This is a genomic window from Micromonospora humi (assembly GCF_900090105.1).
In the GTDB taxonomy this organism is placed as follows: domain Bacteria; phylum Actinomycetota; class Actinomycetes; order Mycobacteriales; family Micromonosporaceae; genus Micromonospora; species Micromonospora humi.
On sequence record NZ_FMDM01000015.1, the window covers coordinates 44,657 to 69,000 of the forward strand.

At 73.6% G+C, this 24,344-nt stretch carries 22 protein-coding genes, 2 pseudogenes and 1 riboswitch; of the genes and pseudogenes, 13 read left to right on the top strand and 11 right to left on the bottom strand.

Annotation, left to right across the window (positions count from 1 at the left end):
- Nucleotides 1-107 precede the first annotated feature (107 nt).
- From pstS to pstB, 4 genes are read left to right on the top strand one after another with little or no spacing between them, the layout of a single operon-like run.
- Entirely contained in the window at nucleotides 108-1,211 is a 1,104-nt protein-coding gene (pstS, locus tag GA0070213_RS24940; RefSeq protein WP_091069765.1) for a phosphate ABC transporter substrate-binding protein PstS, read from the top strand.
- 41 nt (nucleotides 1,212-1,252) lie between these two features.
- Nucleotides 1,253-2,338: a phosphate ABC transporter permease subunit PstC gene (gene pstC, locus GA0070213_RS24945; RefSeq protein WP_091069767.1), complete on the top strand. Its 1,086-nt coding sequence runs from the start codon at nucleotides 1,253-1,255 to the stop codon at nucleotides 2,336-2,338.
- Nucleotides 2,335-3,423, top strand: coding sequence for a phosphate ABC transporter permease PstA (gene pstA, locus GA0070213_RS24950; RefSeq protein WP_091069769.1), 1,089 nt, complete (start codon nucleotides 2,335-2,337; stop codon nucleotides 3,421-3,423). Before pstC ends, pstA begins: the two co-directional genes overlap by 4 nt.
- Nucleotides 3,424-3,443: 20 nt before the next feature.
- Nucleotides 3,444-4,220, top strand: a complete 777-nt coding sequence (gene pstB, locus GA0070213_RS24955) for a phosphate ABC transporter ATP-binding protein PstB (RefSeq protein WP_091069772.1) — start codon at nucleotides 3,444-3,446, stop codon at nucleotides 4,218-4,220.
- A gap of 4 nt (nucleotides 4,221-4,224) precedes the next feature.
- Here the strand turns inward: pstB and GA0070213_RS24960 are convergent, their stop codons facing one another.
- Complete coding sequence (locus GA0070213_RS24960; RefSeq protein ID WP_091069775.1) at nucleotides 4,225-5,052, bottom strand: NUDIX hydrolase; 828 nt, start codon at nucleotides 5,050-5,052, stop codon at nucleotides 4,225-4,227.
- Between the two features lie 405 nt (nucleotides 5,053-5,457).
- Between GA0070213_RS24960 and GA0070213_RS24965 the strand changes: the two genes are divergently transcribed.
- The gene (locus GA0070213_RS24965; protein ID WP_091069778.1) at nucleotides 5,458-6,426 is read left to right on the top strand and encodes a Gfo/Idh/MocA family protein; all 969 of its coding nucleotides are present in this window, start codon (nucleotides 5,458-5,460) and stop codon (nucleotides 6,424-6,426) included.
- Nucleotides 6,427-6,467: 41 nt separating this feature from the next.
- On the opposite strand, the gene GA0070213_RS24970 is transcribed toward GA0070213_RS24965, so the two are convergent.
- The 3 genes from GA0070213_RS24970 to GA0070213_RS24980 form a co-directional block, all read right to left on the bottom strand.
- Complete coding sequence (locus GA0070213_RS24970; protein WP_091069779.1) at nucleotides 6,468-7,472, bottom strand: inorganic phosphate transporter; 1,005 nt, start codon at nucleotides 7,470-7,472, stop codon at nucleotides 6,468-6,470.
- A gap of 4 nt (nucleotides 7,473-7,476) precedes the next feature.
- Nucleotides 7,477-8,103, bottom strand: a complete 627-nt coding sequence (locus GA0070213_RS24975; protein WP_091069780.1) for a DUF47 domain-containing protein — start codon at nucleotides 8,101-8,103, stop codon at nucleotides 7,477-7,479.
- Between the two features lie 121 nt (nucleotides 8,104-8,224).
- Nucleotides 8,225-9,205 carry a PPK2 family polyphosphate kinase gene (locus GA0070213_RS24980; protein ID WP_091069781.1) on the bottom strand — a complete coding sequence of 327 codons (981 nt, stop codon included), beginning with the start codon at nucleotides 9,203-9,205 and terminating at the stop codon, nucleotides 8,225-8,227.
- Between the two features lie 297 nt (nucleotides 9,206-9,502).
- Here GA0070213_RS24980 and sigJ point away from each other — a divergent pair, with 297 nt between their 5' ends.
- Nucleotides 9,503-10,456 carry an RNA polymerase sigma factor SigJ gene (gene sigJ / locus GA0070213_RS24985; protein WP_091069784.1) on the top strand — a complete coding sequence of 318 codons (954 nt, stop codon included), beginning with the start codon at nucleotides 9,503-9,505 and terminating at the stop codon, nucleotides 10,454-10,456.
- Nucleotides 10,457-10,463: 7 nt separating this feature from the next.
- On the opposite strand, the gene GA0070213_RS24990 is transcribed toward sigJ, so the two are convergent.
- Entirely contained in the window at nucleotides 10,464-10,970 is a 507-nt protein-coding gene (locus tag GA0070213_RS24990) for a DUF402 domain-containing protein (RefSeq protein ID WP_091069787.1), read from the bottom strand.
- 123 nt (nucleotides 10,971-11,093) lie between these two features.
- Here GA0070213_RS24990 and GA0070213_RS32825 point away from each other — a divergent pair.
- Together GA0070213_RS32825 and GA0070213_RS32830 are read left to right on the top strand one after the other, a co-directional pair.
- Nucleotides 11,094-12,437: pseudogene (locus GA0070213_RS32825) on the top strand (ATP-dependent DNA helicase); the annotation flags it as partial.
- A 111-nt stretch (nucleotides 12,438-12,548) separates the two neighbouring features.
- A pseudogene (locus tag GA0070213_RS32830) lies at nucleotides 12,549-13,235 on the top strand (ATP-dependent DNA helicase); the annotation flags it as partial.
- Between the two features lie 52 nt (nucleotides 13,236-13,287).
- Here GA0070213_RS32830 and GA0070213_RS25000 read toward each other — a convergent pair.
- Nucleotides 13,288-14,589 carry an AI-2E family transporter gene (locus GA0070213_RS25000; protein ID WP_245716540.1) on the bottom strand — a complete coding sequence of 434 codons (1,302 nt, stop codon included), beginning with the start codon at nucleotides 14,587-14,589 and terminating at the stop codon, nucleotides 13,288-13,290.
- A 154-nt stretch (nucleotides 14,590-14,743) separates the two neighbouring features.
- On the opposite strand from GA0070213_RS25000, the gene GA0070213_RS25005 reads away from it, so the two are divergent.
- Together GA0070213_RS25005 and GA0070213_RS31685 are read left to right on the top strand one after the other, a co-directional pair.
- The gene (locus GA0070213_RS25005; protein WP_091069795.1) at nucleotides 14,744-15,091 is read left to right on the top strand and encodes a GroES family chaperonin; all 348 of its coding nucleotides are present in this window, start codon (nucleotides 14,744-14,746) and stop codon (nucleotides 15,089-15,091) included.
- A gap of 79 nt (nucleotides 15,092-15,170) precedes the next feature.
- Nucleotides 15,171-15,338: a hypothetical protein gene (locus GA0070213_RS31685; RefSeq protein WP_175441480.1), complete on the top strand. Its 168-nt coding sequence runs from the start codon at nucleotides 15,171-15,173 to the stop codon at nucleotides 15,336-15,338.
- Between the two features lie 4 nt (nucleotides 15,339-15,342).
- On the opposite strand, the gene GA0070213_RS25010 is transcribed toward GA0070213_RS31685, so the two are convergent.
- Nucleotides 15,343-16,791: a PrsW family intramembrane metalloprotease gene (locus GA0070213_RS25010; protein WP_091069796.1), complete on the bottom strand. Its 1,449-nt coding sequence runs from the start codon at nucleotides 16,789-16,791 to the stop codon at nucleotides 15,343-15,345.
- A gap of 23 nt (nucleotides 16,792-16,814) precedes the next feature.
- Nucleotides 16,815-16,935, top strand: a riboswitch (SAM riboswitch).
- 46 nt (nucleotides 16,936-16,981) lie between these two features.
- Between GA0070213_RS25010 and GA0070213_RS25015 the strand changes: the two genes are divergently transcribed.
- On the top strand, nucleotides 16,982-18,247 hold the full coding sequence (locus GA0070213_RS25015) for an aminotransferase class V-fold PLP-dependent enzyme (RefSeq protein WP_091069797.1): 1,266 nt from the start codon (nucleotides 16,982-16,984) through the stop codon (nucleotides 18,245-18,247).
- 10 nt (nucleotides 18,248-18,257) lie between these two features.
- Here GA0070213_RS25015 and GA0070213_RS25020 read toward each other — a convergent pair whose 3' ends face one another.
- Nucleotides 18,258-19,499 (bottom strand): FUSC family protein, encoded by a 1,242-nt coding sequence (locus GA0070213_RS25020; protein WP_091069799.1) that lies wholly within the window; start codon nucleotides 19,497-19,499, stop codon nucleotides 18,258-18,260.
- Nucleotides 19,500-19,615: 116 nt separating this feature from the next.
- Here GA0070213_RS25020 and GA0070213_RS25025 point away from each other — a divergent pair, with 116 nt between their 5' ends.
- Nucleotides 19,616-20,251: an HD domain-containing protein gene (locus GA0070213_RS25025; protein ID WP_091069801.1), complete on the top strand. Its 636-nt coding sequence runs from the start codon at nucleotides 19,616-19,618 to the stop codon at nucleotides 20,249-20,251.
- Here GA0070213_RS25025 and GA0070213_RS25030 read toward each other — a convergent pair.
- Complete coding sequence (locus tag GA0070213_RS25030) at nucleotides 20,177-20,518, bottom strand: DUF4031 domain-containing protein (protein ID WP_091069804.1); 342 nt, start codon at nucleotides 20,516-20,518, stop codon at nucleotides 20,177-20,179. The two genes, GA0070213_RS25025 and GA0070213_RS25030, sit on opposite strands and share 75 nt — an antisense overlap.
- Before the next feature lie 31 nt (nucleotides 20,519-20,549).
- Between GA0070213_RS25030 and GA0070213_RS25035 the strand changes: the two genes are divergently transcribed.
- Nucleotides 20,550-21,950, top strand: coding sequence for an FAD-binding oxidoreductase (locus GA0070213_RS25035; protein WP_091069806.1), 1,401 nt, complete (start codon nucleotides 20,550-20,552; stop codon nucleotides 21,948-21,950).
- Between the two features lies 1 nt (nucleotide 21,951).
- On the opposite strand, the gene GA0070213_RS25040 is transcribed toward GA0070213_RS25035, so the two are convergent.
- Nucleotides 21,952-22,428 (bottom strand): hypothetical protein, encoded by a 477-nt coding sequence (locus GA0070213_RS25040; RefSeq protein WP_245716541.1) that lies wholly within the window; start codon nucleotides 22,426-22,428, stop codon nucleotides 21,952-21,954.
- Nucleotides 22,429-22,530: 102 nt separating this feature from the next.
- Nucleotides 22,531-24,333, bottom strand: a complete 1,803-nt coding sequence (locus tag GA0070213_RS25045) for a glycerol-3-phosphate dehydrogenase/oxidase (RefSeq protein WP_175441490.1) — start codon at nucleotides 24,331-24,333, stop codon at nucleotides 22,531-22,533.
- Between the last annotated feature and the right edge of the window lie 11 nt (nucleotides 24,334-24,344).

Here is a 24,344-nt window from a genome sequence, read left to right on the forward strand (position 1 = left end):
CGGCAAACCGTCCACCTGGCCCTCCTAACTTTCACGTCAAGCCGGTCAGCGCCGGCCCCCGGCAACCCCGGGCGACCTGACCAAAGACGTGAAGGGAAACCCCTCAAGTGAAGCTCCAGCGGCACGGCGCCATCGCCTGTCTCGCTCTTACCGCGGTTCTCGGTCTCAGCGCCTGCGGCTCGGACAACAACGAGCCGGCCGGCGGTTCCGCCTCGGGCTCCGCCGCCGCCGTCGACTGCGGCAAGGGCACGCTGAACGCGCAGGGCTCCTCCGCGCAGAAGAACGCCATGGCCGAGTGGATCAAGGCCTACCAGCAGAAGTGCTCCGGCACCACGATCAACTACGAGCCGAGCGGCTCCGGCGCCGGCATCCAGGCGTTCATCGCCGGCACCGCCGACTTCGCCGGCTCCGACTCCGCGCTCAAGCCGGAGGAGCAGCCGCAGGCCGACGCCAAGTGCGCCGGTGGCCAGGCCCTCAACCTGCCGATGGTGATCGGCCCGGTCGCGGTCGTCTACAACGTCGGCGGCGCGGACAACCTCCAGTTCAGCCCGGCCACCCTGGCGAAGATCTTCGCCGGCAAGGTGACCAAGTGGGACGACGCGGCGATCAAGGCCGACAACCCGGACGCCAAGCTGCCGTCGGCCGCGATCCAGGCGGTGCACCGCTCCGACGAGTCGGGCACCACCGACAACTTCACCAAGTACCTCTCCAAGACCGCCGAGGCGGACTGGACCTTCGGCAACGCCAAGGCGTGGAAGGCTCCGGGCGGCGTCGGCGCGGCCAAGTCCGACGGTGTGGCCAGCAAGGTCAAGAGCACCGAGGGCACCATCAGCTACGTCGAGCTGTCGTACGCCGAGAACTCGGGCCTGAAGATGGCGAAGATCAAGAACGGCGCCGGCGAGTTCGTCGAGCTGACCGGCGACTCGGCCGGCAAGACCATCGCCGGGGCCACGTTCGAGGGCCAGGGCAACGACCTCAAGATGTCGATCGACTACAACACCAAGGAGGCCGGGGCCTACCCGATCGTCCTGGCGACCTACGAGATCGTCTGCAGCAAGGGCCTCGCCGCCGACAAGCTGCCGCTGGTCAAGGGCCTGCTCGGCCACGCCGCCAGCGCCGAGGGCCAGCAGGAGCTGGCCGAGCTGGGCTACGCCCCGCTGCCGGACGCCGTCCGCACCAAGGTCGAGGCCGCCGTCAAGAGCCTCGCCTGACGCCCTGAACGACACCTCCTCAACGCGAAGCGAGCGAGCAGATGGGTGACACCCCTCAGCGCTCGGCGCACGCCGGCACCGGCGGGACCGGAGTGGCCACGAGCCACGAGCAGCCCGCCGGTGCCTCGGCGCGTGCGGCCGAGCGCTTCGGCAACCCCGGCCGCCCCGGCGGCGACCTCGGCGGGGGCGGCGGCCTGCCCCGCGCCCGCGCCTTCGGCGCGGAACGGGCGTTCCGCGGCCTGACCATGGCCGCCGGCACCACCGTGCTGGTGATCATCGCGGCCATCGCGATCTTCCTGATCGCCAAGGCCGTGCCGGCGCTGCGGGCCAACACCGAGTCGTTCTGGACCTTCGAAGGCTGGTTCCCCAACGACGACCCGCCGAAGTTCGGCATCGGCGCGCTCGCCTTCGGCACGGTCCTCAGCTCGCTGCTGGCGCTGTTCATGGCGGTGCCGGTCGCCCTGGGCATCGCCCTCTACCTGACGCACTACGCCCCGCGCCGGCTCGGCAACGGCCTGGGCTTCCTGATCGACCTGCTGGCCGCCGTACCGAGCGTGGTCTTCGGCCTCTGGGGCCGCGACTACTTCGCCGGCCCGGTCGCCGACCTCTCCGCCTGGCTGCACACCTACTTCGGCTGGATCCCGATCTTCGGCGACGGCCCGTACGGCAGCTCGATCCTGCTCGGCTCCGTGGTGTTGGCGATCATGGTGCTGCCGATCGTCACCTCGCTCTCCCGCGAGGTGTTCCGGCAGACCCCGACCGCCAACGAGGAGGCCGCGCTCGCGCTCGGCGCCACCCGCTGGGAGATGATCCGCACCGCGGTCCTGCCGTACGGCCGGCCCGGCGTCATCGCCGCGGTGATGCTGGGCCTGGGCCGGGCGCTCGGCGAGACCATCGCGCTCGCGCTGACCCTCGGCTCGACGTACGCCATCTCGTTCAACATCCTGGCCAGCGGCGGCAACTCGATCGCCGCCAACATCGCCAACCGGTTCGCCGAGGCGAACGACACCGGCCGGGGCGCGCTGATCGCCTCCGGTCTGGTGCTCTTCGCCATCACGCTGATCGTCAACATCACCGCGCGGGCGATCATCTACCGGCGGCGCGAGTTCACGGAGTCCGCGGCATGACCTCCACCCTCACCCCCCGCCGCCCGCGCCCGCCGGCCCAGCCGGCCACGCTGCGCGCCCGGCGGCTTCCCGCGTACGCCGCGCCCGCCATCGCCGTCGCGGCGCTGCTGCTCGCGACCGGCCTCGTGTACGGCGCCGGCATCGGCGGTCCGGTCCTGGTCGTGGTGCTCGGCGCGCTGCTCTACCTGGTCGGCCTCTTCGTCGCCACAAACGCGGTGGAGGGCCGACGGTCCGCCCGCAACCGGACCTGGAGCGCACTGATCCACTCCGCCTTCGTGCTGGCCGTGCTGCCGCTGGCCTCGGTGGTCTGGACACTCGTCAGCAAGGGTTCCGAGCGGCTGGACGGCAACTTCTTCGGCACCTCGATGAACAACATCGGGGCGCGGGACGCCAACGGCGGCGCCTACCACGCGATCGTCGGCACGCTGGAGCAGGTCGGCATCGCCGCGCTGATCACCGTGCCGCTCGGCGTGCTCTGCGCGATCTACGTGGTCGAGTACGGCCGGGGCCGGTTCGCGTTCACCATCCGCTTCTTCGTGGACGTGATGACCGGCATCCCGTCCATCGTCACCGGCCTGTTCGTGCTGGCCTTCTGGGTGCTGATCGTCTCACCCTGGTTCAACGACGGCCGGCCGAGCTTCTCCGGCTTCGCCGCCGCGCTGGCGTTGAGCGTGCTCATGCTGCCCACCGTGGTGCGGTCCACCGAGGAGATGCTCCGGCTGGTGCCGGCGCCGCTGCGCGAGGGCGCGTACGCGCTCGGCGTACCGAAGTGGAAGACCATCCTGCGGGTCGTGCTGCCGACCGCGCTGCCCGGCATCGTCACCGGCATCATGCTCGCCATCGCGCGGGCCGCCGGTGAGACGGCGCCGGTGCTGCTCGTCGCCGGCGGCGGCGCGGCGATCAACGTCAACCCGTTCGAGAACAACCAGTCGTCGCTGGCGCTCTTCGTCTACCAGCAGGCCGGCGAGGCGTCGAAGTACTCGCCGGCGCGGGCCTGGACGGCGGCACTGACCCTGGTCGCGCTCGTCCTCGTCCTGACCGTCGCGGCCAAGCTGCTGGCCCGTCGAAACCAGCTCGGCCGATGAATCCCGGAGGTACCGCCACCATGGCCAAGCGTGTCGAAGCCGCAAACGTGACCGCCTACTACGGCGGTTTCAAGGCGATCGAGAACATCAACCTGACCGTCGAGCCGAAGACCGTGACCGCCCTGATCGGCCCGTCCGGCTGCGGCAAGTCGACGTTCCTGCGGTCGATCAACCGGATGCACGAGGTGCTGCCCGGCGCCCGGGTCGAGGGCAACCTGACCATCGACGGGCAGGACATCTACGACCGGGACGTCGACGTCACCGCGGTCCGCCGGATGATCGGCATGGTCTTCCAGCGGCCCAACCCGTTCCCCACCATGAGCATCTTCGAGAACGTGGTGGCCGGGCTGCGGCTCAACGGCGTGCGGCGCAAGTCGATCCTGGAGGAGTCGGCCGAGAAGGCGCTCCGCTCGGCGAACCTGTGGGACGAGGTGAAGGACCGGCTGGGCAAGCCCGGAGCCGGCCTCTCGGGCGGTCAGCAGCAGCGGCTCTGCATCGCCCGCACCATCGCGGTCGAGCCGCAGGTGGTGCTGATGGACGAGCCGTGCTCGGCGCTGGACCCGATCTCGACGCTGGCGATCGAGGACCTGATGTTCCAGCTCAAGGACAAGTTCACCATCATCATCGTCACGCACAACATGCAGCAGGCCGCGCGGGTGTCCGACCGTACCGCCTTCTTCTCGATCGAGAAGACCGGCGACCCGGGCCGGCTGATCGAGTACGACAACACCCAGAAAATCTTCAGCAACCCCGCCCAGAAGAAGACCGAGGACTACATCACCGGCCGCTTCGGCTGAGGCGTCAGCGCAACACGAAGCGCGGCGCGGCGGAGTCGAGGCCCTCGATGCGGGGCAGGATCGGCGTACCCGGGTCTCGGTCCGCCGCGGCGCGGGCCACGCCCGGGAGGTCGCCGGCGGCGGCGATCTCGGCGAGCGTGACCATGGTCGGCGGCAGCATGGTCAGCTCGCCCGCCTCCGCCCGGGCCAGCGCGTCCGCCGGCCGCATCCACAGCGTGTGGTCGGCCTCGCCGGAGACGTCACGGGTCCGCTGCCCCGCAGGCAGCAGGGCGACGAAGAAGTACGTGTCGAAGCGGCGCGGCTCGAACTCCGGTGTGATCCACCTGGTCCAGGGCAGCAGCAGGTCCGACCGGAGCGTGAGCCCGCGCCCGGCCAGCAGGTCGGCGAAGCCGGTACGTCGGCCCACCAGGTCCTGCCGGGCGGTCTCCCAGTCGTCGCCGCTCACGTCGCCGACCACGGTGTCGCCGTCCGGGCCGGCGAGCAGCACGCCCGCCTCCTCGAAGACCTCGCGCGCGGCGGCGCAGACCACCGCCTGCGCGTCCGCCGGATCGAGCCGGAACCGCTCACCCCAGGCCGCCGGCTCCGGCCCGGCCCAGCCCAGGTGCGCCTCCGAGTCGGACCGGTCCACCCCGCCGCCGGGAAAGGCGTACATGCCGCCGAACGTCATCGCCGCCACCCGCCGGATCAGGTAGACCTCGAAGTCGTCGCCGGCCGGGCGCAACAGCAGCACGGTGGCGGCGACCCGGGCCGCCGCGGGCACGCCGCCTTCGGCGTGGAACCGGCGGGCGTGCTCCACCAGGGCGGGGGGTGCGGCGAAGCCGTCGATCGTCATGCGCCGAGCCTAGTTCCCGCCCCGGCGGCTCGACCGCGTCGGTTCCCGGCAATGCCGTCGCGCTGCGTGACGGTTCGCCCCCACGCCCGTCCCACCTCTCACCGCCTTTGCTCTGCAGCCAATCGCGCATCAGCAACCAACAGTTGCCGCTGCGTCGGCGGCTGCAGAGCAAAGGCGGCCGTGGGTCGCACTCGTCCCAGGGCTCAGGGGAGCAGTTATGTCCGATAGAGGATTTTCGCGCCTATCGTCCACGGTCAAGCCCGCCATCGCTGGCTACGCTCCGCAAGCTTGACACTCCGTGATCGACGTTAACCGGCCGACGCTCCGCGCCACGCGCCGAACGAGACGTCCCGACGGGTGGATCATCTCGCCGACCGGACGACCGACCGGGATAGCGTTCCAGGCATGACGCGTTGGGGAATCCTGGCCACCGGAAACATCGCCGCCGCCTTCGCCGCCGACCTGCGGCTGGCGCCGGGCGCGGAACTGGTGGCGGTCGGGTCGCGTACCCGGGAGAGCGCGGAGGAGTTCGCGCGCCGGCACGACGCGCCCCGGGCGTACGCCTCCTGGGCGGAACTGGCCGCGGACCCCGACCTGGACGCGATCTACGTGGCGACGCCGCACGCCGCGCACCACGAGGCGGCGCTGACCTGCCTGGCCGGCGGCAAGGCCGTGCTGGTGGAGAAGCCCTGCACCCTGGACCTGCCCACCACCACCGCGCTGGTCGAGACGGCGCGCGCCCGCGGGCTCTTCCTCATGGAGGCCATGTGGATGCGGACGAACCCGCTGATCCTGCGGGTACTGGAGCTGATCTCCGACGGGGCGATCGGTGAGGTCACCCACGTCCGGGCCGACTTCGGGGCGGCCGGGCCGTTCCCGCCCGAGCACCGGATGCGCAATCCCGCGCTGGGCGGCGGCGCGCTGCTCGACCTCGGCGTCTATCCGCTGAGCGTGGCCCACCTGGTGCTCGGCGCGCCGCAGCACGTGCAGGCGTGGGCGAAGCTGAGCCCGGAAGGTGTGGACGAGAACACCGGCATGGTCCTCGGCTGGGACTCCGGCGCGGTGGCGACGCTGAGCTGCGGCATGGTCGGCGCCACCGCGATCACCGCGTCGATCACCGGCACCACCGGCCGGATCGACCTGCCCGAGCCGTTCTTCCGGCCCGGGTCCGCGGTGCTGCACCGGCTCGGCGCCGAGCCGGAGACCATCCCGGCGGACCTGACCGGCGGCGGCTACCAGTACGAGGCGATCGAGGTGGGGCGCTGCCTGGCTGCCGGGCTGACCGAGAGCCCGTTGGTGCCGCACGCCGCCACCCTGGAGATCATGACGCTGATCGACGACATCAAGGCCCGGATCGGCGTCTCCTACGCGTGAGGGGTTCCCGCCACGGCGGGAACCCCTCGACGTGGCCGCGCTCAGAACAAGGGCCGGACCAACAGGTACGCGAGGCAGGCGATGGCCGCCGCCGCCGGGAACGTGATGATCCAGGCGATCACGATGTTGCCGGCCACGTTCCAGCGGACCGCGGAGAGCCGCTTGGTCGCGCCCACGCCCATGATCGCCGAGGTGATCGTGTGGGTGGTGGAGATCGGCGCCTTGAGCACCAGGGCGTTGAAGTAGAGCACCGCGCTGGCCACGGTCTCGGCCGCGAAGCCCTCCGCCGGGCCGAGGTCGATGATCTTCCGGCCCAGCGTCCGGATGATCCGCCAGCCGCCCGCGTACGTGCCGAGCGCCAGCATCGTCGCGGAGGTCCAGAACACCCAGCTCGGGATGTGCGTCTTGCTGTCCTGGAAACCGCCGGTGTAGAGCGCCAGCACGATGATGCCCATGGTCTTGGCGGCGTCCTGCATGCCGTGGCCGACGGACATCGCGGCGGCGGACACGGTCTGCGCCCAGCGGAAGCCGCGGCTCAGCTTGCCCGGCTGCCCCTTCCGGAACAGCCACATGATCGCCAGCATCACCAGGAAGCCGAGGACCAGGCCGACCACCGGGGAGAGCACCATCGGGAGGAGGACCTTCTCCACGATGTTGCCCCACTGGACGATGCCGTCGGCGGCGAACAGGGTCGCGCCGACCAGCCCGCCGAAGAGAGCGTGCGAGGAGGAGGAGGGCAGGCCGAAGTACCAGGTGATCAGGTTCCAGGCGATCGCGCCGAGCACACCGGCGAAGACCACGCCGAGGCTCTCCACCCCGGTCGGGAGCGTGACCAGTCCGTCGCCGACGGTCTTGGCGACCCCGGCGCCGAAGTGCGCACCGACGAAGTTGCCGACGGCGGCCAGGCCGAGCGCGATCCGGGGGGTCAACGCCCGGGTCGAGATGCTGGTGGCGATCGCGTTGGCCGCGTCATGGAAGCCGTTCGTGTAGTCGAACGCCATGGCGACCGCGATCACCGCCAGCACGGCGATGAGTTCGGGGCTCACTGGATCAGGACTCCTTGACCGCGATGGTCTCGACGGTGTTGGCGACGTGCTCGAAGGCGTCGCAGGCGGCCTCCAGCTCGTCGGCCACCTCCTTCATCTTGAGCACGGTGAGCGCGTCGTACTCACCGGAGAAGAGGCGGACGAGCAGCATCCGGTACGCCTGGTCGCCGTCGTTCTCCAGTCGGTTGCACTCGATCCAGTAGTCCTCGAGGTCCTTCATCGACTTCAGCCGGGGCATCGCCTCGGCGGTGAGCTTGGCCTGCAGGTCGAGCACGTTGACCAGCTCGTGCAGCTCGCGCGGCAGCGACGGGAGCTTGGTCAGGCCGTACAGGTAGAGCAGGTTGCCGACCGCCTCCAGGTGGTCCATCACGTCGTCGAGCAGCGAGCCCAGCCGGTAGATGTCCTCCCGGTCGAACGGCGTGATGAAGGTGGAGTTGATCTTCTTGTAGAGATCGTGGGTGATCTGGTCGCTGTCGTGCTCGATGTCGGTCAGCCGCTCGCTGATCGACTGCACGTCGGAACCGGGCAGGGCCAACTCGTTGAGCAGGTCGGTCCCCTTCACCAGGTTCTGCGCGGCCCTGGTGAAGAGCTCGTAGAAGGCGCCCTCGGTGGGACGGAAGGAAAACTTCACAGCACGGACCTCGTCGTGTCGGTGGAAGGGGGGCCGTCGCCTCCGGAAGGCGCCTGCTCTGGGCATGCTAGGGACCCGGTGGAACCGGGCATCGACCGGCCCACCCCTGGTCAGGCCCGATTCACCGCTCGTTCACCTGTTGTTCACCTGAGGGCTCGCCACCCTGGTCGCGCAACCGGGCACGCTCCCGTTCTACGTCGAAATCGGGAGCCGGATACCCCAGATCCACGTCGTCGAACGTCTCCCGCAGCAGGTGGGCCACCGCCCAGTCGCGGAACCACTTGCGGTCCGCCGGCACCACGAACCAGGGCGCGGCGTCCGTGCCGCACCGCTGGAGAGCCTCGGCGTACGCGGCCTGGTATTCGTCCCAGCGGGCCCGGGTGTCCAGATCGCTCGGGTTGTACTTCCAGTGCTTCGTCGGGTCGGTGAGCCGTTCCGTCAGCCGCTCGCCCTGCTCGGCGTAAGAGATGTGCAGCATGACCTTCACCACGGTCACCGCCTGCTCGGCCAGCTCCCGCTCGAAGTCGTTGATGATCTCGTAGCGGGACCGCCAGGTGGTCTCGTCCACCAACTCCTCCACCCGGGCGATGAGCACGTCCTCGTAGTGCGAGCGGTTGAACACCCCGACATAGCCGGGAGGCGGCAGCGCCCGCCGGATCCGCCACAGGAAGTCGTGCCGCAACTCCTGCTTCGTCGGCGGGCCGAAGGAGCGGATGTGCAGCCCGAGCGGGTTCATCGCGCCGGCCACCCGCTTGACCGTGCCGTCCTTGCCGCCGCAGTCCATCGCCTGGAGCACCAGCAGCACCCGGCGCGGTCGTCCCCCCGCCAGGCCCGCGCCGGCCCGGGTGGGCGCGCTGGTGGCACCGCCCGGGCCGGCGGCGACCTGTGCGGCGGCGTACAGCATCTCCTGCTGCCGGCCCAGTTCCGCGCCGATCAGCTCGACCTGGCCACGGGCCCACTCCTTGCGCGCCGACCCGCGCCCGGCCGCCTTCGGCAGCCCCGGCATCGCGCGGGGGTCCACCGCCCCCAGGTCCACCGGCCCCGGCCCCACCCGCAACAACTCCCGCATCGACCCGTCCTCGGGCCTGACCACGCCACTCATCCCCCGATCCTCACCCCACAACCCCGATCATGGGTACGGAGCATCCGCTACACCCGATACATGCGCTTTGTTAATAGGGGTCCGGTTCCCAACCCGGCCAGCCGCACTCGCCGCAGGCGGTCCCCGCGCGGGGAGACGCGGAGATCTCGGCGATCATGGAGTTGTGGCACCTCACGAAGCTTCCCAAAGCCACAAATTGGGCGCCACAACTCCATGATCGGCGGGGCGGGGCGGGGCGGGCCGCGAGGGGCGCGGGGTGGGGCGGGGCGGGGGCGGGGAGGGTGGGAGGGTGGGAGGGTGGACGAGCTGGCGGAGGAGTTCGAGGCGGAGCGGGGGCATCTCCTGGCGGTGGCGCAGCGGATGCTGGGCAGCCGGAGCGAGGCCGAGGACGCCGTGCAGGAGACCTGGCTGCGGTGTGCCGGCGCGCTCGCCGACCCGGCCGACCGCGCCCGCATCCGCGACCTGCGCGGCTGGCTGACCACCACCTGCTCCCGGCTCTGCCTGGACGTGCTCCGCTCGGCCCGGGTGCGTCGGGAGGCGTACCCCGGTCAGTGGCTTCCGGAGCCGGTGGTGACCGGTCTGCCGACGGCGGACGGGTTCGCCCCCGACCCGGCGGAGCGGGCGGTCCGCGCCGACCAGCTCGGCACCGCCCTGCTGGTGGTGCTGGAGCGGCTGACGCCGGAGCAGCGGGTGGCGTTCGTGCTGCACGACGTGTTCGCGGTGCCGTTCGGCGACGTCGCCGAGGTGCTCGGCGGGACGCCGGAGGCGGCCCGGCAGCTCGCGTCCCGGGCCCGCCGGGCGGTGCACGGGCCGGACGCGCCCCGGCACAGCGCCGACCTCGCCGAGCAGCGACGGGTGCTCACCGCGTTCGTGGCCGCGGTGGAGTCCGGCGAGTTGGCGCAGCTCGTCCGGGTGCTCGCGCCGGACGCGGTGTCGATCGGAGACGCCGGCGGCCACTTCCCGGCGGCCCGCCGGCCGGTGGTCGGCGCCGAGGCCGCCGCGCGCCTGCTCCTCGGCCTGTTCGACCAGGCCCGCCGGCGCGGCGGCCTGCGGGCGCGGCCGGTGCTGGTCGACGGCACGCTGGGCTGGTACGCGGAGCTGCCCTGGAGTGAGGGACGGACGATGCGCATGGTCACCTCGTTCGCCGTGCACGAGGGACGGGTGACCGGCGTGTTCAACCAGCTCAACCCGGAGAAGGTGGCCGAGCTGCCGCCACTGGGCCCGGACGCCGCCTGGCCGCCGCGCTGGTGAGCGCGGCTCAGACCACCAGGGCCAACCACTTCCGGTACGAGGTGGCGAACGGCTCGCTGCCGTCGCCGAGCGCGCCGAGCAGCCAGCGGGCCGCCGCCTCGGCCTCGGCGACCAGGTCGTCCGGGTAGCTCCACCGGGCCCGGTGCTCGGCGAACTCGTCCTCGTCGCGCAGCTCGACGAGGCCGGTCTCGCGGCGGCGCACCACGTCCAGGTCGAGGTCGACCAGGTGGACCGTCTCGTCGCCGTCCCACCGGGCCGGGGTGGCGATGTCGCAGTAGACCTCGCTGGTGCGGGGCGGCGGGTTGAACATGCCCGTCCACCAGCCGTGCCGGGGCACCAGCAGGACGAACGGGATCTGCTCGACCGAGGGCCGGCCGTGGTAGACCGACTCGGTGCCGGCCGGCACGCCGAGCCAGACACCGAGGTCGTCCTCGGCGAGGCGGCGGGCCGGGTAGTCGCGGTGGGCGCTGCCGTCGTACTTGCGGTAGATCACGCGGACCACGTCGCTCGGCATGCCTGGCACCCTAACCGATTCCGGCCACGCCACGCGATCGGCAGGTAACCGGACGCGACCTGCCGTTCGCCACGCCGCCGGAGCGGCCGGACCGGCGTCGGTGCCGGCGGGTACGGTCGCACGGTGAGCCCGTCCCGCACCGCCACCGGCACCGCCGTCCCGAAGAAGCGCCGGAGCGGCCGCCCGAGCGGCGGGGAGCTGCTGGCGGCCGCGGTGGGCGCGGTCCCGGGCGGCGCGACCCGGCCCGGCCAGCAGCAGATGGCCGAGGCGATCGAGCGCAGCATCGCCTCCGGCGAGCACCTGCTGGTGCAGGCCGGCACCGGCACCGGCAAGTCCCTCGCCTACCTGGCCCCGGCGCTGACCGTGGACGGCCCGGTGGTGGTCTCCACCGCCACCCTGGCGCTGCAGTCCCAGCTCGTCGACCACGATCTGCCCCGGCTGGCCGACGCGGTCGAGCCGGTGCTGGGCCGCCGTCCCACCTTCGCCGTGCTCAAGGGCCGCCACCACTACCTGTGCCTGGCCCGGCTGGACAGCTCCGTGGAGGACGAGCCGGACGACACGCTCTTCGACACGCCCTCCGCCGGCGGCGGCACGAAGTGGCTCGGCGAGGCGGGCCGGCTGGGCAAGCAGGTGCAGCGGCTGCGTGACTGGGCCGAGGAGACCGCCACCGGTGACCGCGACGAGCTGGACCCGGGCGTCGACGACCAGGTCTGGCGGAGCGTCTCCATGCCGGCCCGGGAGTGCGTCGGCGCGTCCCGCTGCCCGTTCGGGCAGGAGTGCTTCGCGGAGGCGTCCCGCGCCCGGGCCCGGGAGGCCGACCTGGTGGTGACCAACCACAGCCTGCTCGCCGTGGACATGCTCGCCGGCCGGCACATCGTGCCGCCGCACCGGCTCCTGGTCGTGGACGAGGCGCACGAGCTGGCCGACCGGGTCTCCTCGGCGGCCCAGGCCGAGCTGGTGCCGGAGCTGATCGACAGGTCCACCCGGCGGGCCCGGCCGCTGCTCCGACCCGACCTGGCCGACCGGCTCACCGAGGCCGGTGACGCGCTGGCCGTGGGGTTGGCCGAGGCGCCGGCCGGGCGGCTCACCGCCGGCCTGCCGCCGCCGCTGCGCGAGGCGTGCACGCTGCTCGACTCGGCGACCCGGGCCGCGCTGGAGACGATCGGCGACGTCAAGGCCGACGACCCCGACCCGGTCCGCAAGCAGCAGGCCAAGGCCGTGCTGGACGAGCTCTCCACCACCGCCCAGCGCCTGCTGGAGGAGGGTGACCACGACGTGGCCTGGGTGGAGAAACCGGAGAACGGCACCCGCCGGGCGCTGGTGGTGGCGCCGTTGTCGGTGGCGGGCACGCTCGCCACCCACCTCTACGACGAGCGCACCGTGGTCGCCACCTCGGCCACGCTGGCGCTGGGCGGGCGCTTCGACACGGTGGCCCGGGCGCTCGGGTTGGAGGCGCCGCCACCCGCCCCGCCGACGCCGGCCGCCGCGGCGATGGCCGCCGCCGCGGCCTCCGGTCGCGGCACCGGTCCGGCCCCGGTGGCGAGCACCGAGGGCAGCCGGGCGGCGGTCGGCACGGTGCCGGCCACCGAGGGTCCCGGCTGGCGGTCGCTCGACGTCGGCTCGCCGTTCGACTACGCCCGGCAGGGCATCCTCTACGTCGCCGCGCACCTGCCCCGCCCCAGCGTCTCCGGGCTGCCCACGGCGGCCGGCGAGGAGCTGCTGGCCCTGGTCGGCGCGCTCGGTGGGCGTACCCTCGGGCTCTTCTCGTCGCGGCGGGCCGCGCAGCAGGCGGCGGAGCTGCTCCGCGCGCGGACCGACCTGCCCGTGCTGCTCCAGGGTGAGGAGGCGTTGCCGCTGCTGGTGCGCCGGTTCCGGCAGGAGCGGGAGAGCTGCCTGTTCGGGGTGATGTCGCTCTGGCAGGGGGTGGATGTGCCGGGCGACGCCTGCCAGCTCGTGGTGATCGACCGGCTGCCCTTCCCCCGGCCCGACGAGCCGCTCGCCGCGGCCCGGGCGGCGGCGGTGGACGCGGGCGGCGGGTCCGGTTTCGCGGCGGTGAGTGTGCCGATCGCCGCGGTCCGGCTGGCGCAGGGCGTCGGTCGGCTGATCCGGGCCACCGGCGACCGGGGTGTGGTGGCGGTGCTCGACTCACGGTTGGAGACGGCGCGTGGCTACGGCCCGTTCCTGCGCCGCTCGCTGCCCCCGTTCTGGTACACCACCCGCCCCGAGGTGGCCCGGGGCGCGCTGGAACGGCTGGCCAAGAGCTGACGCCCGCGCCTCCCCGGGCGGGGTGACGCGGGCGTCGGCGGGTCGGTCCGGATCAGGGCGCCTGGGAGGCGACCACCACCGCGTCCGGCGGGGTGTCCGGGACGGTACGCGCGGCGAGCCGCCGGACGGCCGTGTTGAGCACGGCGATCAGCGGCACCGCGACGAGCGCGCCGGCGATGCCGGCGAGCACCACGCCGGCGGCGATCCCGATGATCACGGCGAGCGGGTGGATGGCGACCGCGCGGCCCATGATCAGTGGCTGGAGCACGTGCCCCTCGACCTGCTGCACACCGATCACCGCGCCGAGGATGATCAGGGCGGTGACCGGGCCGCTGTCGACCAGCGCCACCAGCACGGCCACCACGCCGGACAGGAACGCTCCGACGATCGGGATGAACGCGCCCAGGAAGACCAGCGCGGCCAGCGGGAACGCGAACGGAATGTCGAAGATGACCAGGAAGATGCCGATGCCCAGGGCGTCGATGAACGCGACGAGCACGGTGGCGCGGACGTACGCGCCGAGCGTCGCCCAGGACGCGCGACCGGCGTCGTCGACCTTCCAGCGCGCGGCGACCGGCAGCAGCCGGACCAGGAACCGCCAGATGTTGTTGCCGTCACGGAGGAAGAAGAACGTCGCGAAGAGCACCAGGACGGTGCCGGTGAGCACCTCGGCGAGCGTGGCGGCGGTGCTGAGCGCGCCGCTGGTGAACCGCTCGGTGTTGCCGTTGATCCAGTTCTGGGCCTCGTCGATGTAGCGGGTGAGCTGGCTGTCGGAGAGGTGCAGCGGGCCGGTCTTGAGCCAGTCCTGGATCTGCCGGACGCCCTGGGAGGACTTCTCGCTCAGCTCGGGCACGCCCTGGATGAACTCGTTGACCACCAGCGTCAGCGTGCCGACCACCGCGGCCAGACCGCCGACCAGCACCACGCCGGTCGCCAGCGAGCGCGGGAAACGGGCCTTGAGCAGCCAGCCGACCGCCGGGGCGAGCAGCGCCGAGAGCAGCAACGCGACGGTCAGCGGGATGATCACGATGCTGATGGTGCCGACGATCTTGAGGAGGGCCCAGGTGACGATCCCGATCACGATCAGCCGCCAGCACCACGCGGCGGCGATGCGCAGCGCGTGCGGCACCTCGGTGTCGTCGCGGCTCACCGTCGAGTTGTGCATCGCGGCCGGCGGCTCGGCGCCCACCACGGTCGCCGCCGGCGACGCCGCCGGACCGGGTGAACCGGGGGAAGCCACACCGCCCGCCTCGCCGGGAGTGGGGTCCGCGTCGGACCGGCCGGCCGCAGCCGCCTCACGACCCGACTCGTACGCGCGGCGGAGCCGTCCGCGCATCCGCTCGAAGCGGCTCAAGCGCACCTCCCGCAAGAATGGTCCACCCACGTCACAGGTGGGACAGGATACGTCCGACCGGCCCACCGTAGGGCGGTCCCGCCACACATTGCCCCGTCGCGGCCACCGGCAACCACGACGGGACCGCCCGTGGGGCGCGCGGTAGCGTCTTCGCGTGACCGCCGACCAGAGTCTCGACGCCGGGCTGCCCATCCGCCTGCTGCACGATCGCGTGCTGGTGCGTACCGAGGGCGGTGAGGGGGAACGCCGCTCCACCGCCGGCATCGTGATCCCGGCGACCGCGGCGGTCGGCAAGCGGCTGGCCTGGGCCACCGCGGTGGGCGTCGGGCCGCACGTGCGCTCGATCGTCGCCGGGGACCGGGTGCTCTTCGACCCGGACGACCGCTCCGAGGTCGAGCTGCACGGCCGGGCGTACGTGCTGCTGCGCGAGCGTGACGTGCACGCGGTGGCGGCGGAGCGGGTGGAGAGCGCCGAGACCGGGTCGACCGGGCTCTACCTCTGACGGCCGCCCCGCACCAGCGCCGTTTGCGGCGCTGCCCGGCGGGAAGCCCAGGCACCTCAGCGCGCCCTGGGGAGGGACCATGCCGATCGTGATCAAAAGGATTCTCGCCTGGGGGTTCCTCGCGTTCCTGATCTACTTCATGGCGTTCCGACCGGACGGGGCGGCGCAGCTGTTCCGGGGCATCGGGGTCGCGCTGATGGCCATCGCCCAGGGGCTGGGCGACTTCCTCACCGGCCTGATGGCCTGAGCGCTCAGCCGCGCGGGTGCCACGGGTGCGGGCCGGGCCCGATCGGCGGCGGCGGGGCCAGCACCACCGGGATCGGCACCACCGGCTCGTCCGGCGCCTCCACCGCACGCTGGGAGCCGTCCGGGAACCGCAGGTGGTAGCGCTGACCGTCCCAGACCCCGACCGGCGCCTGTGGGTCGCGGCCGACGAAGAACGACCGGTACGCGGCGATCGAGTCCAGCAGCTCCCGTTCCTCCCGCGCCGTCCGGTCCCGCTCGGCGGGTTTGCGGTCCAGCCCTCGACGCATGCCGTCGCGCAGCAACGCCAACCGGGTCGCGGCGAACTGGTAGCCGCGCATCGCCTTCACCCCGCCGTCGCCGGCCACCCGCCGGGCCCAGGCGCGGGCGGCGTGCCGCCGGCCGAGGCTGCCCAGCGCCGCCACCTCGGGCGGGGTGAGCCAGCCGGCCCGGACGTAGTCGGGCAGGGTGCGCTCGGTGAGCCGCCCCTCCCAGGCGCGCAGGCCGACGGCCAGCCCCACCATGCCGAAGAAGATCGGCACCATCACGCCGATGTAGCCGTAGAGCACGATCACCGTCTGCCCGGTGGCCTGGGCCAGTGAGGGGATCAGGTTCCAGGTGCCGTGCAGCATCATGGCCAGCAGCAGGCCGGCGAGCGGGGCGAGGATCCGGACCCGCCGGTCGGCGGTACGCGCGGCCACGCCCAGCCCGACGCCGGTCATCGAGGTGAACAGCGGGTGGGCGAAGCCGAACAGCAGGATCCGCACGATGAAGATCGCGATGACCTGCTGGGCGCCGGTGGCCGGGCCGTATTCCTCGACGCCGGTGCGGTAGCCGTACCCGCCCAGGTAGAGGATGTTCTCCACCATGGCGAAGCCGACCGCGGAGAGCCCGCAGTAGACCAGGCCGTCGGTCACCCCGGAGAACTCCCGTCGCCGGAAGATCAGCAGCAGGATCGGGCCGGCCGCCTTGGTCAGCTCCTCGATGAACGGCGCGACCAGCACCGCGGTCAGCGCGGCGGGTAGCCCCCAGTCCTTGAACAGCCGCGCGCCCGTCTCGTTGACCAGCAGCGAGATGGCGGTGGAGACGAACGCGCCCCAGGCGAAGCAGAAGATCAGGTATTTCAGCGGCTCGGGTTCGTAGCGGTCGAGCCAGAGGAAGCAGGACACCAGCACCGGCACCGGCAGGATCGCCGCGATCACGCCGATCAGCAGCGCCTCGGCGCCCAGGCTCTCGCCCAGCGTGAACACCATGAACAGCGCGCCGGCCGCGATCAGCAGCACCACCCCGGCCAGCGCCAGGAAGCGGCGCCAGCCGAGCCGGCGCAGCGGCATCCGCGGCGTCGGCGCCCCGGGCGGCGGGACGGCGGGCGCGGACGGCGGCGGCAGTGCTCCGCCGGGCGGGGTGACGGCCATGCGGTCAGCGTAGTCACCCGCGCCCCACTGTTCCGGCCGCATCACGACGGCTATGCTCCGCAACAGGTCACGAGCGCCAGCGTCAAGCCCCGGCTTGCTGGCCGGCAACCCTCGTCAGTTCGCGGTGGGGTGCCCCGGGTGATGACCGGGCCCAGCGCCGACACGCGTGCTGGGCAAGCGCGGACCCCTTCGGCGACACCCGGGGGTCCCCGGTGGCCCGGGAGGCTCCGCCATGACCGTCACCCTCGTTCCCGCCCTGCCCACGTTGCCCGGGCCGGTCCGGCCGGACCCGCTCGGCGTGCTCGGCGTACCGGGAGAGATCAACCTGGACCACGCCGCCAGCGCGCCGTGCGCGCGGGCCGCGGCCGACGCGGTGGCCGAGCTGCTGCCCTGGTACGCGAGCGTGCACCGCGGCGCGGGCGCGCTGTCCCGGCGCTGCACGCTGGCCTACGAGCGGGCCCGGCAGACCGTGGCGGACTTCCTCGGCGCCCGCCCCACCGACCACGTGATCTTCACCCGGAACACCACCGACGCGGTGAACCTGCTGGCCCGGGCGCTGCCCGCCGGCACCACAGTGGTCACCTTCGGCGGCGAGCACCACGCCAACCTGCTTCCCTGGCCGCGCGGCTCGGTGCGGCTGCCGGTGCCGGACAGCCCGGCCGGCGCGGTCCGGTCCCTCGACGCGGCGCTGGGCGAGCTGGCCCGCGACGCCCGGCCCGGCCTGCCGGTGCTGGTCTCGGTCACCGGCGCGAGCAACGTGACCGGCGAGTGCTGGCCGGTCGCCGAGCTGGCCCGGGTGGCCCACCGGTACGGCGCGCGCATCCTGGTGGACGCCGCGCAGCTCGCCCCGCACGCCCCGGTCGACGTGACCGCGTCGGACCTGGACTACGTGGCGCTCTCCGGCCACAAGCTGTACGCCCCGTTCGGCGCGGGCGTGCTGGTCGGGCGCGCGGACTGGCTGGACGCCGCCCCGCCGTACCTGCCCGGCGGCGGGGCGACCAGCCACGTCGGCGCGGCCACCCACGACGTCCGGTGGACGACCGGCCCGGCGCGGCACGAGGGCGGCACCCCGAACCTGCTCGGCGCGGCGGCGCTGGCGGCGGTCTGCGCGGCGTTCACGGCGGCGGACCGGGCCGCGCTGCACGCCCGGGAGCAGGCCTTGCTGACCCGGCTGCGCGCCGGCCTGGCCGCGCTGCCGGACGTGGTGGAGCTGCGCACGTTCGGCCCGACGGCGCCCCGGGTGGGCATCGTCAGCTTCGTGGTCGCCGGCCGGGACTCCGCCGAGGTGGCCGCGCACCTGGCGGCCCGGCACCGGATCGGCGTCCGGGACGGCCTGTTCTGCGCCCATCCGCTGACCCGCCGCCTGCTGGCCGAGGCCGCCACCCGGTCCGGCCGCACCGACCTTCCCCCCACCGCCCTGCGCGCCAGCCTCGGCCTGGGCACCACGGCCCACGAGATCGACACCCTCCTGGGGGCCCTGGCCACCCTCTCCCGGTGACCGTCGACGGTCAGCCGACCGGCGGGGCGGTGGGAGGCCGGGGCGCCTCGTCGGCCTGCTGGTCGCTGCCGTGGAACGCCTCGCGGACCAGGCGGTTCGCCTCCTCCTGCTCGATGCCGGAGGCCACCATCAGGTCGCTGGCGGCGGTACGTATCTGCGCGATCACCACGCTGCCGGAGAAGCCCACCCCCACGCCGTAGGCCCGGCCGGCCTCGCTGACCGCGCGCAGCGTCCGCTCCCGGGCCTGCTGCGGCTCCTCCCCGACGGCGAACTCGTGCCGCAGCAGGCGTACCGACTCGGCGAGGTGGGCGATGGCGTCCGGCATCGGCTCGGGGATCGCCTCCTCGTCCTCGATCATGGTGACCGAGCGACGGATCAGCGTGCCGCTGTTGCGCATCGCCCGGTCGATCGGCTCGGCCGCCTCCGCGTAGTGGGTCAGCTCGCTGCGCCGGTGCCAGCGGGCCGGCGAGATGGTGATGGTCTCCTTGGCGCCCTCGATCGCCTCGCTGAGCGCGGCCAGCTCCTCCTTGTTCTCCCGGAGCCGGAACAGCGCCCGCTGGGCCGCGCCCCGGTCCCGGTTGCGCAGCGCCTCGGCGCACACGTCGAGCTGCTCGGCGAGCAGGTCCAGCGCCGGGCGCGCGGCCCGGTTGATCACCCGGAGCGGATTGAGCGGGAGTAGGACGGCGGTGACCACGAGCGCGATGGTGCCGCCGATGAACGCGTCGACGAAGCGCGGGAACTCGATGTTCTGGGTGGACGGGCTGAGCGTCACGATCAGCACCGCGGTCGCCGCTGCCTGGATCACGATGGCCACGCTCGCCCCGGCGAAGATGGTCAGCAGGATCGCCGACGTCACCACCAGCGCGAGCTGCCAGGCGCCGGTGCCGAGGAAGTAGATCAGCACGTCGCCGACGAGGACACCGACCGCCACCCCGATGATCAGCTCGACGGTGCGCCGGAACCGCTGGCCGACCGAGGCGGCCAGCGTGCCCACCGCGGAGATCGGCGCGAAGACCGGCTGCGGGTTGTGCAGCAGCCGGTGCGAGACGAGGTACGCCAACCCGGCCGCGAGCCCGGCCTGCAACGCCAGGCCGAACGCGGTGCGCACCCGGTGCAGCCGGTCGTGCAGGGTGGCCTTGCCCTTGTCGCGCAGCTCGTCCATGGCGGCGGAGATCCGCGGCCCGTCCAGGTCGGCCAGCCCCTCGCGCGACGTCATCCGCCGCAGCAGCGGCGGTCGTGGGTCCCGGGCCATGGCGGGTACTACCCGTCCCACCCCGGCTGAATCCTCGCCCCACGGCCCGGTCGGGCAGAACTCCACGGCCCCGATCGGGCAGAACCACACGGCCCCGATCGGGCAGACTGCACCGGATGGACGAGCTGACGGCACGGTGGCGGGAGACGGCGTGGGCGGCCGGGGCCACCGACCGGGCCGCCGTGGATCGGGCCGGGGCGCGGCTGCTGGCCGGCTGGCGGGAGCCGCACCGACACCACCACACGGTGGATCACCTGCGGACGGTGCTCGACGTCGTCGACGCGTACGACGGTCGGGCCCGCCGCCCGGACCTGGTCCGGCTCGCGGCGTGGTGCCACGACGCGGTCTACGACCCGCGCGCGGGCGGCGACGCCAACGAGCGGGCCAGCGCCGACCTGGCCGGGGGTCTGCTCACCGCCGCCGGGCTGCCGGCCGCGGCGGTCGACGAGGTACGCCGGCTGGTGCTGCTCACCACCGGCCACGTGGTCTCGCCGGACGATCCGGACGGCGCGCTGCTCTGCGACGCCGACCTGGCGGTGCTGGCGGCCGAGCCGGCCGACTACGACAGGTACGCCGAGGCGATCCGCCGTGAGTACGCCCACGTCCCGGAGCCGGACTTCCGCGCCGGCCGGGCCGCGGTGCTGCGGCAGCTGCTCGACCTGCCGGCGCTCTACCGGCTACCCGAGCCGCACGCCCGCTGGGCGGACCGGGCCCGCGCCAACCTGACCCGGGAGCTGGACGGCCTCGCCTGAGGCCCGGGCCGCCCGGTGCTTCGGGCGGCGCAGTCCGGCGGCGTGCAGCCGGCGGACGATCTCCCGGGACGGAACCACCGTGGCGCCCAGCCAGACCGCCACCGCGAACCGTTCGGCGGGCAGGTCGTAGTGGTCCCGGTCGAAGCCGCGCCGGGGCACGCCGAGCAGTTCGGCGAAGGCGTGCAGCTCCGCGTACGAGACGTCGCTGATCAGGTGCGACCAGAGCCGGCCGCGCCAGGGCACCGCGGGCGGGTCCAGGAGGAGCATGGCGACCGAGGCTACGCGTAGCCTTCCCGGCATGGCCGCCCATCCCCTCCTCGACGACCTGCGGGCCGAACTCGGCGACACCGCCGTGCTGACCGACCCGGACCTGCTGGCCGGCCACGAGCGGGACGAGGCGGACCTGTGCGCCTCGGGCACCCCGCTGGTGGTGGTCCGCCCCCGCGACACCGCCCAGGTGGTGGCGACCGTGCGCGCGGCCGGCCGGCACGGCGTACCGGTGGTGCCGCAGGGGGCGCGGACCGGGCTGGCCGGCGCGGCGAACGCGGTGGCCGGCGCGCTGGTGCTGAGCACCGTGGCGATGGACCGGATCGTGGAGGTCGACCCGGTCGGCCGGATCGCCGTGGTGCAGCCCGGCGTGGTCAACGCGGCGCTGGCTCAGGCGGTGCGGGCGCGCGGGCTCTGGTATCCGCCGGACCCCGGCTCCTGGGAGTCGTCCACCATCGGCGGCAACGTGGCCACCAACGCCGGCGGCATGTGCTGCGTGAAGTACGGCGTGACCAGCGAGTACGTGCTCGGCCTGGAGGTGGTGCTCGCCTCCGGCGAGGTGCTGCGCACCGGCCGGCGCACCGCCAAGGGCGTCGCCGGGTACGACCTGACCCGGCTCTTCGTCGGCTCGGAGGGCACCCTCGGGGTGATCACCGAGGTGACCGTGGCGCTGCGGCCGGCGCCCGAGGCGTCGCTGACCCTGGTCGCGGTCTTCCCGACCACTGCGGCGGCCGGCGGCGCGGTCGCCGGGATCGCCGAACGGGGGCTCACCCCGAGCCTGCTCGAACTGCTGGACCGGACGCACCTGCGGGCCATCGAGGCGTACCGGCCGATGGGGTTGCGGACCGACGCGGAGGCGCTGCTGCTGGCGGCGGTGGACACCGGCGACCGGGCGGCCGGCGACCTGGCCCGGATCGCCGAGGTGTGCACCGCGGCCGGCGCCGACGAGGTCTGGACCGCCACCGACGCGACCGAGGCCGCCGCGCTGCTCCAGGCCCGGCGGCTGGCCCACCCGGCGATGGAACGGTTCGCCGCGCAGACGTTCCCCGGCGGCAACGGCGGCCTGGTCATCGACGACGTGGCGGTGCCGCGCGGCCGGCTCGCGGAGCTGCTGGACGGGGTGGCCCGGATCGCCGAGTCGTGCGACGTGCCGATCGGCGTGGTCGGGCACGCCGGCGACGGCAACATGCACCCCAACATCGTCGTCGACCGGGCCGACCCGGCGAGTCTGGAGCGGGGCCGGCGGGCCTTCGACGAGATCATGCGGCTCGGTCTGGAACTCGGCGGCACCTGCACCGGCGAGCACGGCGTCGGGCTGCTCAAGCGGGACTGGCTGGCGCGGGAGATCGGCCCGGTGGGCGTCCGGGTGCACCGGGCGGTCAAGGCCGCGCTGGACCCGGCGGGGCTGCTCAACCCCGGCAAGGTGATCTGACTCAGCCCTTGTCCTCGGCCGGGGTGGCCTGGGTGAGCAGCAGCAGCACGTCGTACGCCACCGGGGGCGCCGGCTCGCCCGGGCAGTCCTGGATAGTGATGGTCAGCTCCGGCGGGATGAGCAGCGACGAGGTCAGCGCACCGATGCACAGCTGCCGGTAGCGCCGGGCCTCGTCGGTCTCCTTCGCCAGCGCCGGGTCGGCGAGCATCCGCTGCAACCGCTGGGTCTGCTCGGGGTTGAGCGCGCCTGTCGCGTCGACGCCGTCGCCGGCGCAGTCGCGGCACTGCCACCGCCCGGCCGGGTCGACGTCCAGCGTGCGGACCTTGCCGTCCGAACCGAGCCGTTGCAGCAGGGTGACCCGCTTCCCGACCGGCGTCGGGGTGGCCGAGAGCTGCTCACCGGGGGGTGTGGCGCTCTCGGCGCGGCCGAGGAGCGAGCAGCCGGTCAGGGCGGTTGCCAGCAGGACGGCGACGGACACTGCGGGGACGCGCGTCGAGGATGGACGAACCACGCGGGAAACCTACACTTCCGTAGGTTGCGTGCACTACCCACCGAGCGGCCGGTAAGGGTTCCGGTCTGCTCAGCGGGGCGAGCTCGGCAGCTCGGTGCCCCGGTCGGCGGCGAAGCCGCGCACGTCGGGGGCGCCGAGCCGCGCCGCGTCGGCCGCGATGTCGTCCGGCATGAGCTGTGACTCCCGCTCGGCCTCCACCCGCGCCCGGTAGTGGGCGACCTCGCGGGCCCGGGTCGCCGCGTCCCAGCCGAGCACCGCGCCCATCAGCTCCGCGACGTGCTCCGCCGACTCCAGGCCGCGGTGGCTGGTCTCGATGGAGATCCGGGTACGCCGGGTGAGCACGTCCTCCACGTGCAGCGCGCCCTCGGCCCGCGCCGCGTACGTCACCTCGGCGGCGAGGTATTCCGGCGCGCCGGCCAGCGGCGAGCCGAGCAGCGGGTCGGCGTCGACCAGGGCGAGCACGTCGAGGGTGAGGTTGCCGTAGCGCTCCAGCAGGTGCTCGACCACCCCGACCGGCACCCCGTGCCGGCGGGCCAGGTCGGCCCGGTCCCGCCACATCGCGGCGTACCCGTCGGCGCCCAGCAGCGGCAGGTCGGCGGTGCGCGACGGGCGGGCCCGACCCAGCCGGTGCGCCGCGTGGTCGACGACGTCGGCGGCCATCACCCGGTAGGTGGTGTATTTGCCGCCGGCCACCAGCAGCAGGCCGAGCATCGGCTCGACCACGGCGTGCTCCCGGGAGAGCTTGGAGGTGGAATCCGCCTCGCCGGAGAGCAGCGGGCGCAGCCCGGCGTAGACGCCCTCGATGTCGGCGGTGGTCAACGGCCGGTCCAGCACGGTGTTGACCTGTTCCAGCAGGTATGCGATGTCGCGCGCGGTGGCGGCCGGGTGGGAGCGGTCGAGCTGCCAGTCGGTGTCGGTGGTGCCGATGATCCAGTGCCCGCCCCAGGGGATGACGAAGAGGACGCTCGTCGCGGTGCGCAGGATCAGGCCGGTCTCGCCGACGATCGCCGACCGGGGCACCACGAGGTGCACGCCCTTCGAGGCCCGCACGCGCAGGCCGGGGCGCAGCCCGACGTCGTTGAGCATCCGCGACATGTCGTCGCTCCACACGCCGGTCGCCGCGATCACGGTGCGGGCGCGGACCTCGAACTCGGCGTCCGGCGAGCCGGCCGGCGCCTCCAGGTCACGCACCCGGACGCCGGTCACCTCGCGGGCCTGCCGGACCAGGCCGACCGCCCGGGCGCTGTTGACCACGGTCGCGCCGAGGCTGGCCGCGGTGCGGGCCAGCGTCACCACCAGCCGGGCGTCGTCGACCTGGCCGTCGTAGTAGCGGATCGCGCCGGCCAGCGTGTCGGGCCGCAGGCTCGGGAAGACCCGGCGGGCGCCCTCGCGGGTCAGGTGCCGGTGCAGCGGCATGCCGCGCCCGCCGCCGAACACCCCGGCGAACGCGTCGTAAGCGGCCACGCCGAGGCCGTAGTAGGAGCGGCGGAGGAACCGCCGGGGCAGGTCGCGCACGCCGCCCTCGGCCGGCAGCGGCACCAGGATCGGCACCGGGCGGACCAGGTGCGGGGCGAGTCGGGTGGCGAGCAGCCCGCGTTCGGTCAGCGCCTCGTGGACCAGGTGGAACTCCAACTGCTCCAGGTAGCGGAGGCCACCGTGGATCAGCTTGCTGGACCGGCTGGACGTGCCGGCGGCGTAGTCGCGCGCCTCCACCAGGGCGACCTTCAGCCCCCGGGACGCCGCGTCGAGCGCGGCGCCCGCGCCGGTCACCCCGCCACCGATGATCAGCACGTCGAACCGCTCGGCGCGCAGCCGGCGCAGGTCGTCGGCGCGGCGCTCGGCGGAGAGCTGACCGGCCGCGGATCGGGACACGTTGGGGTCGC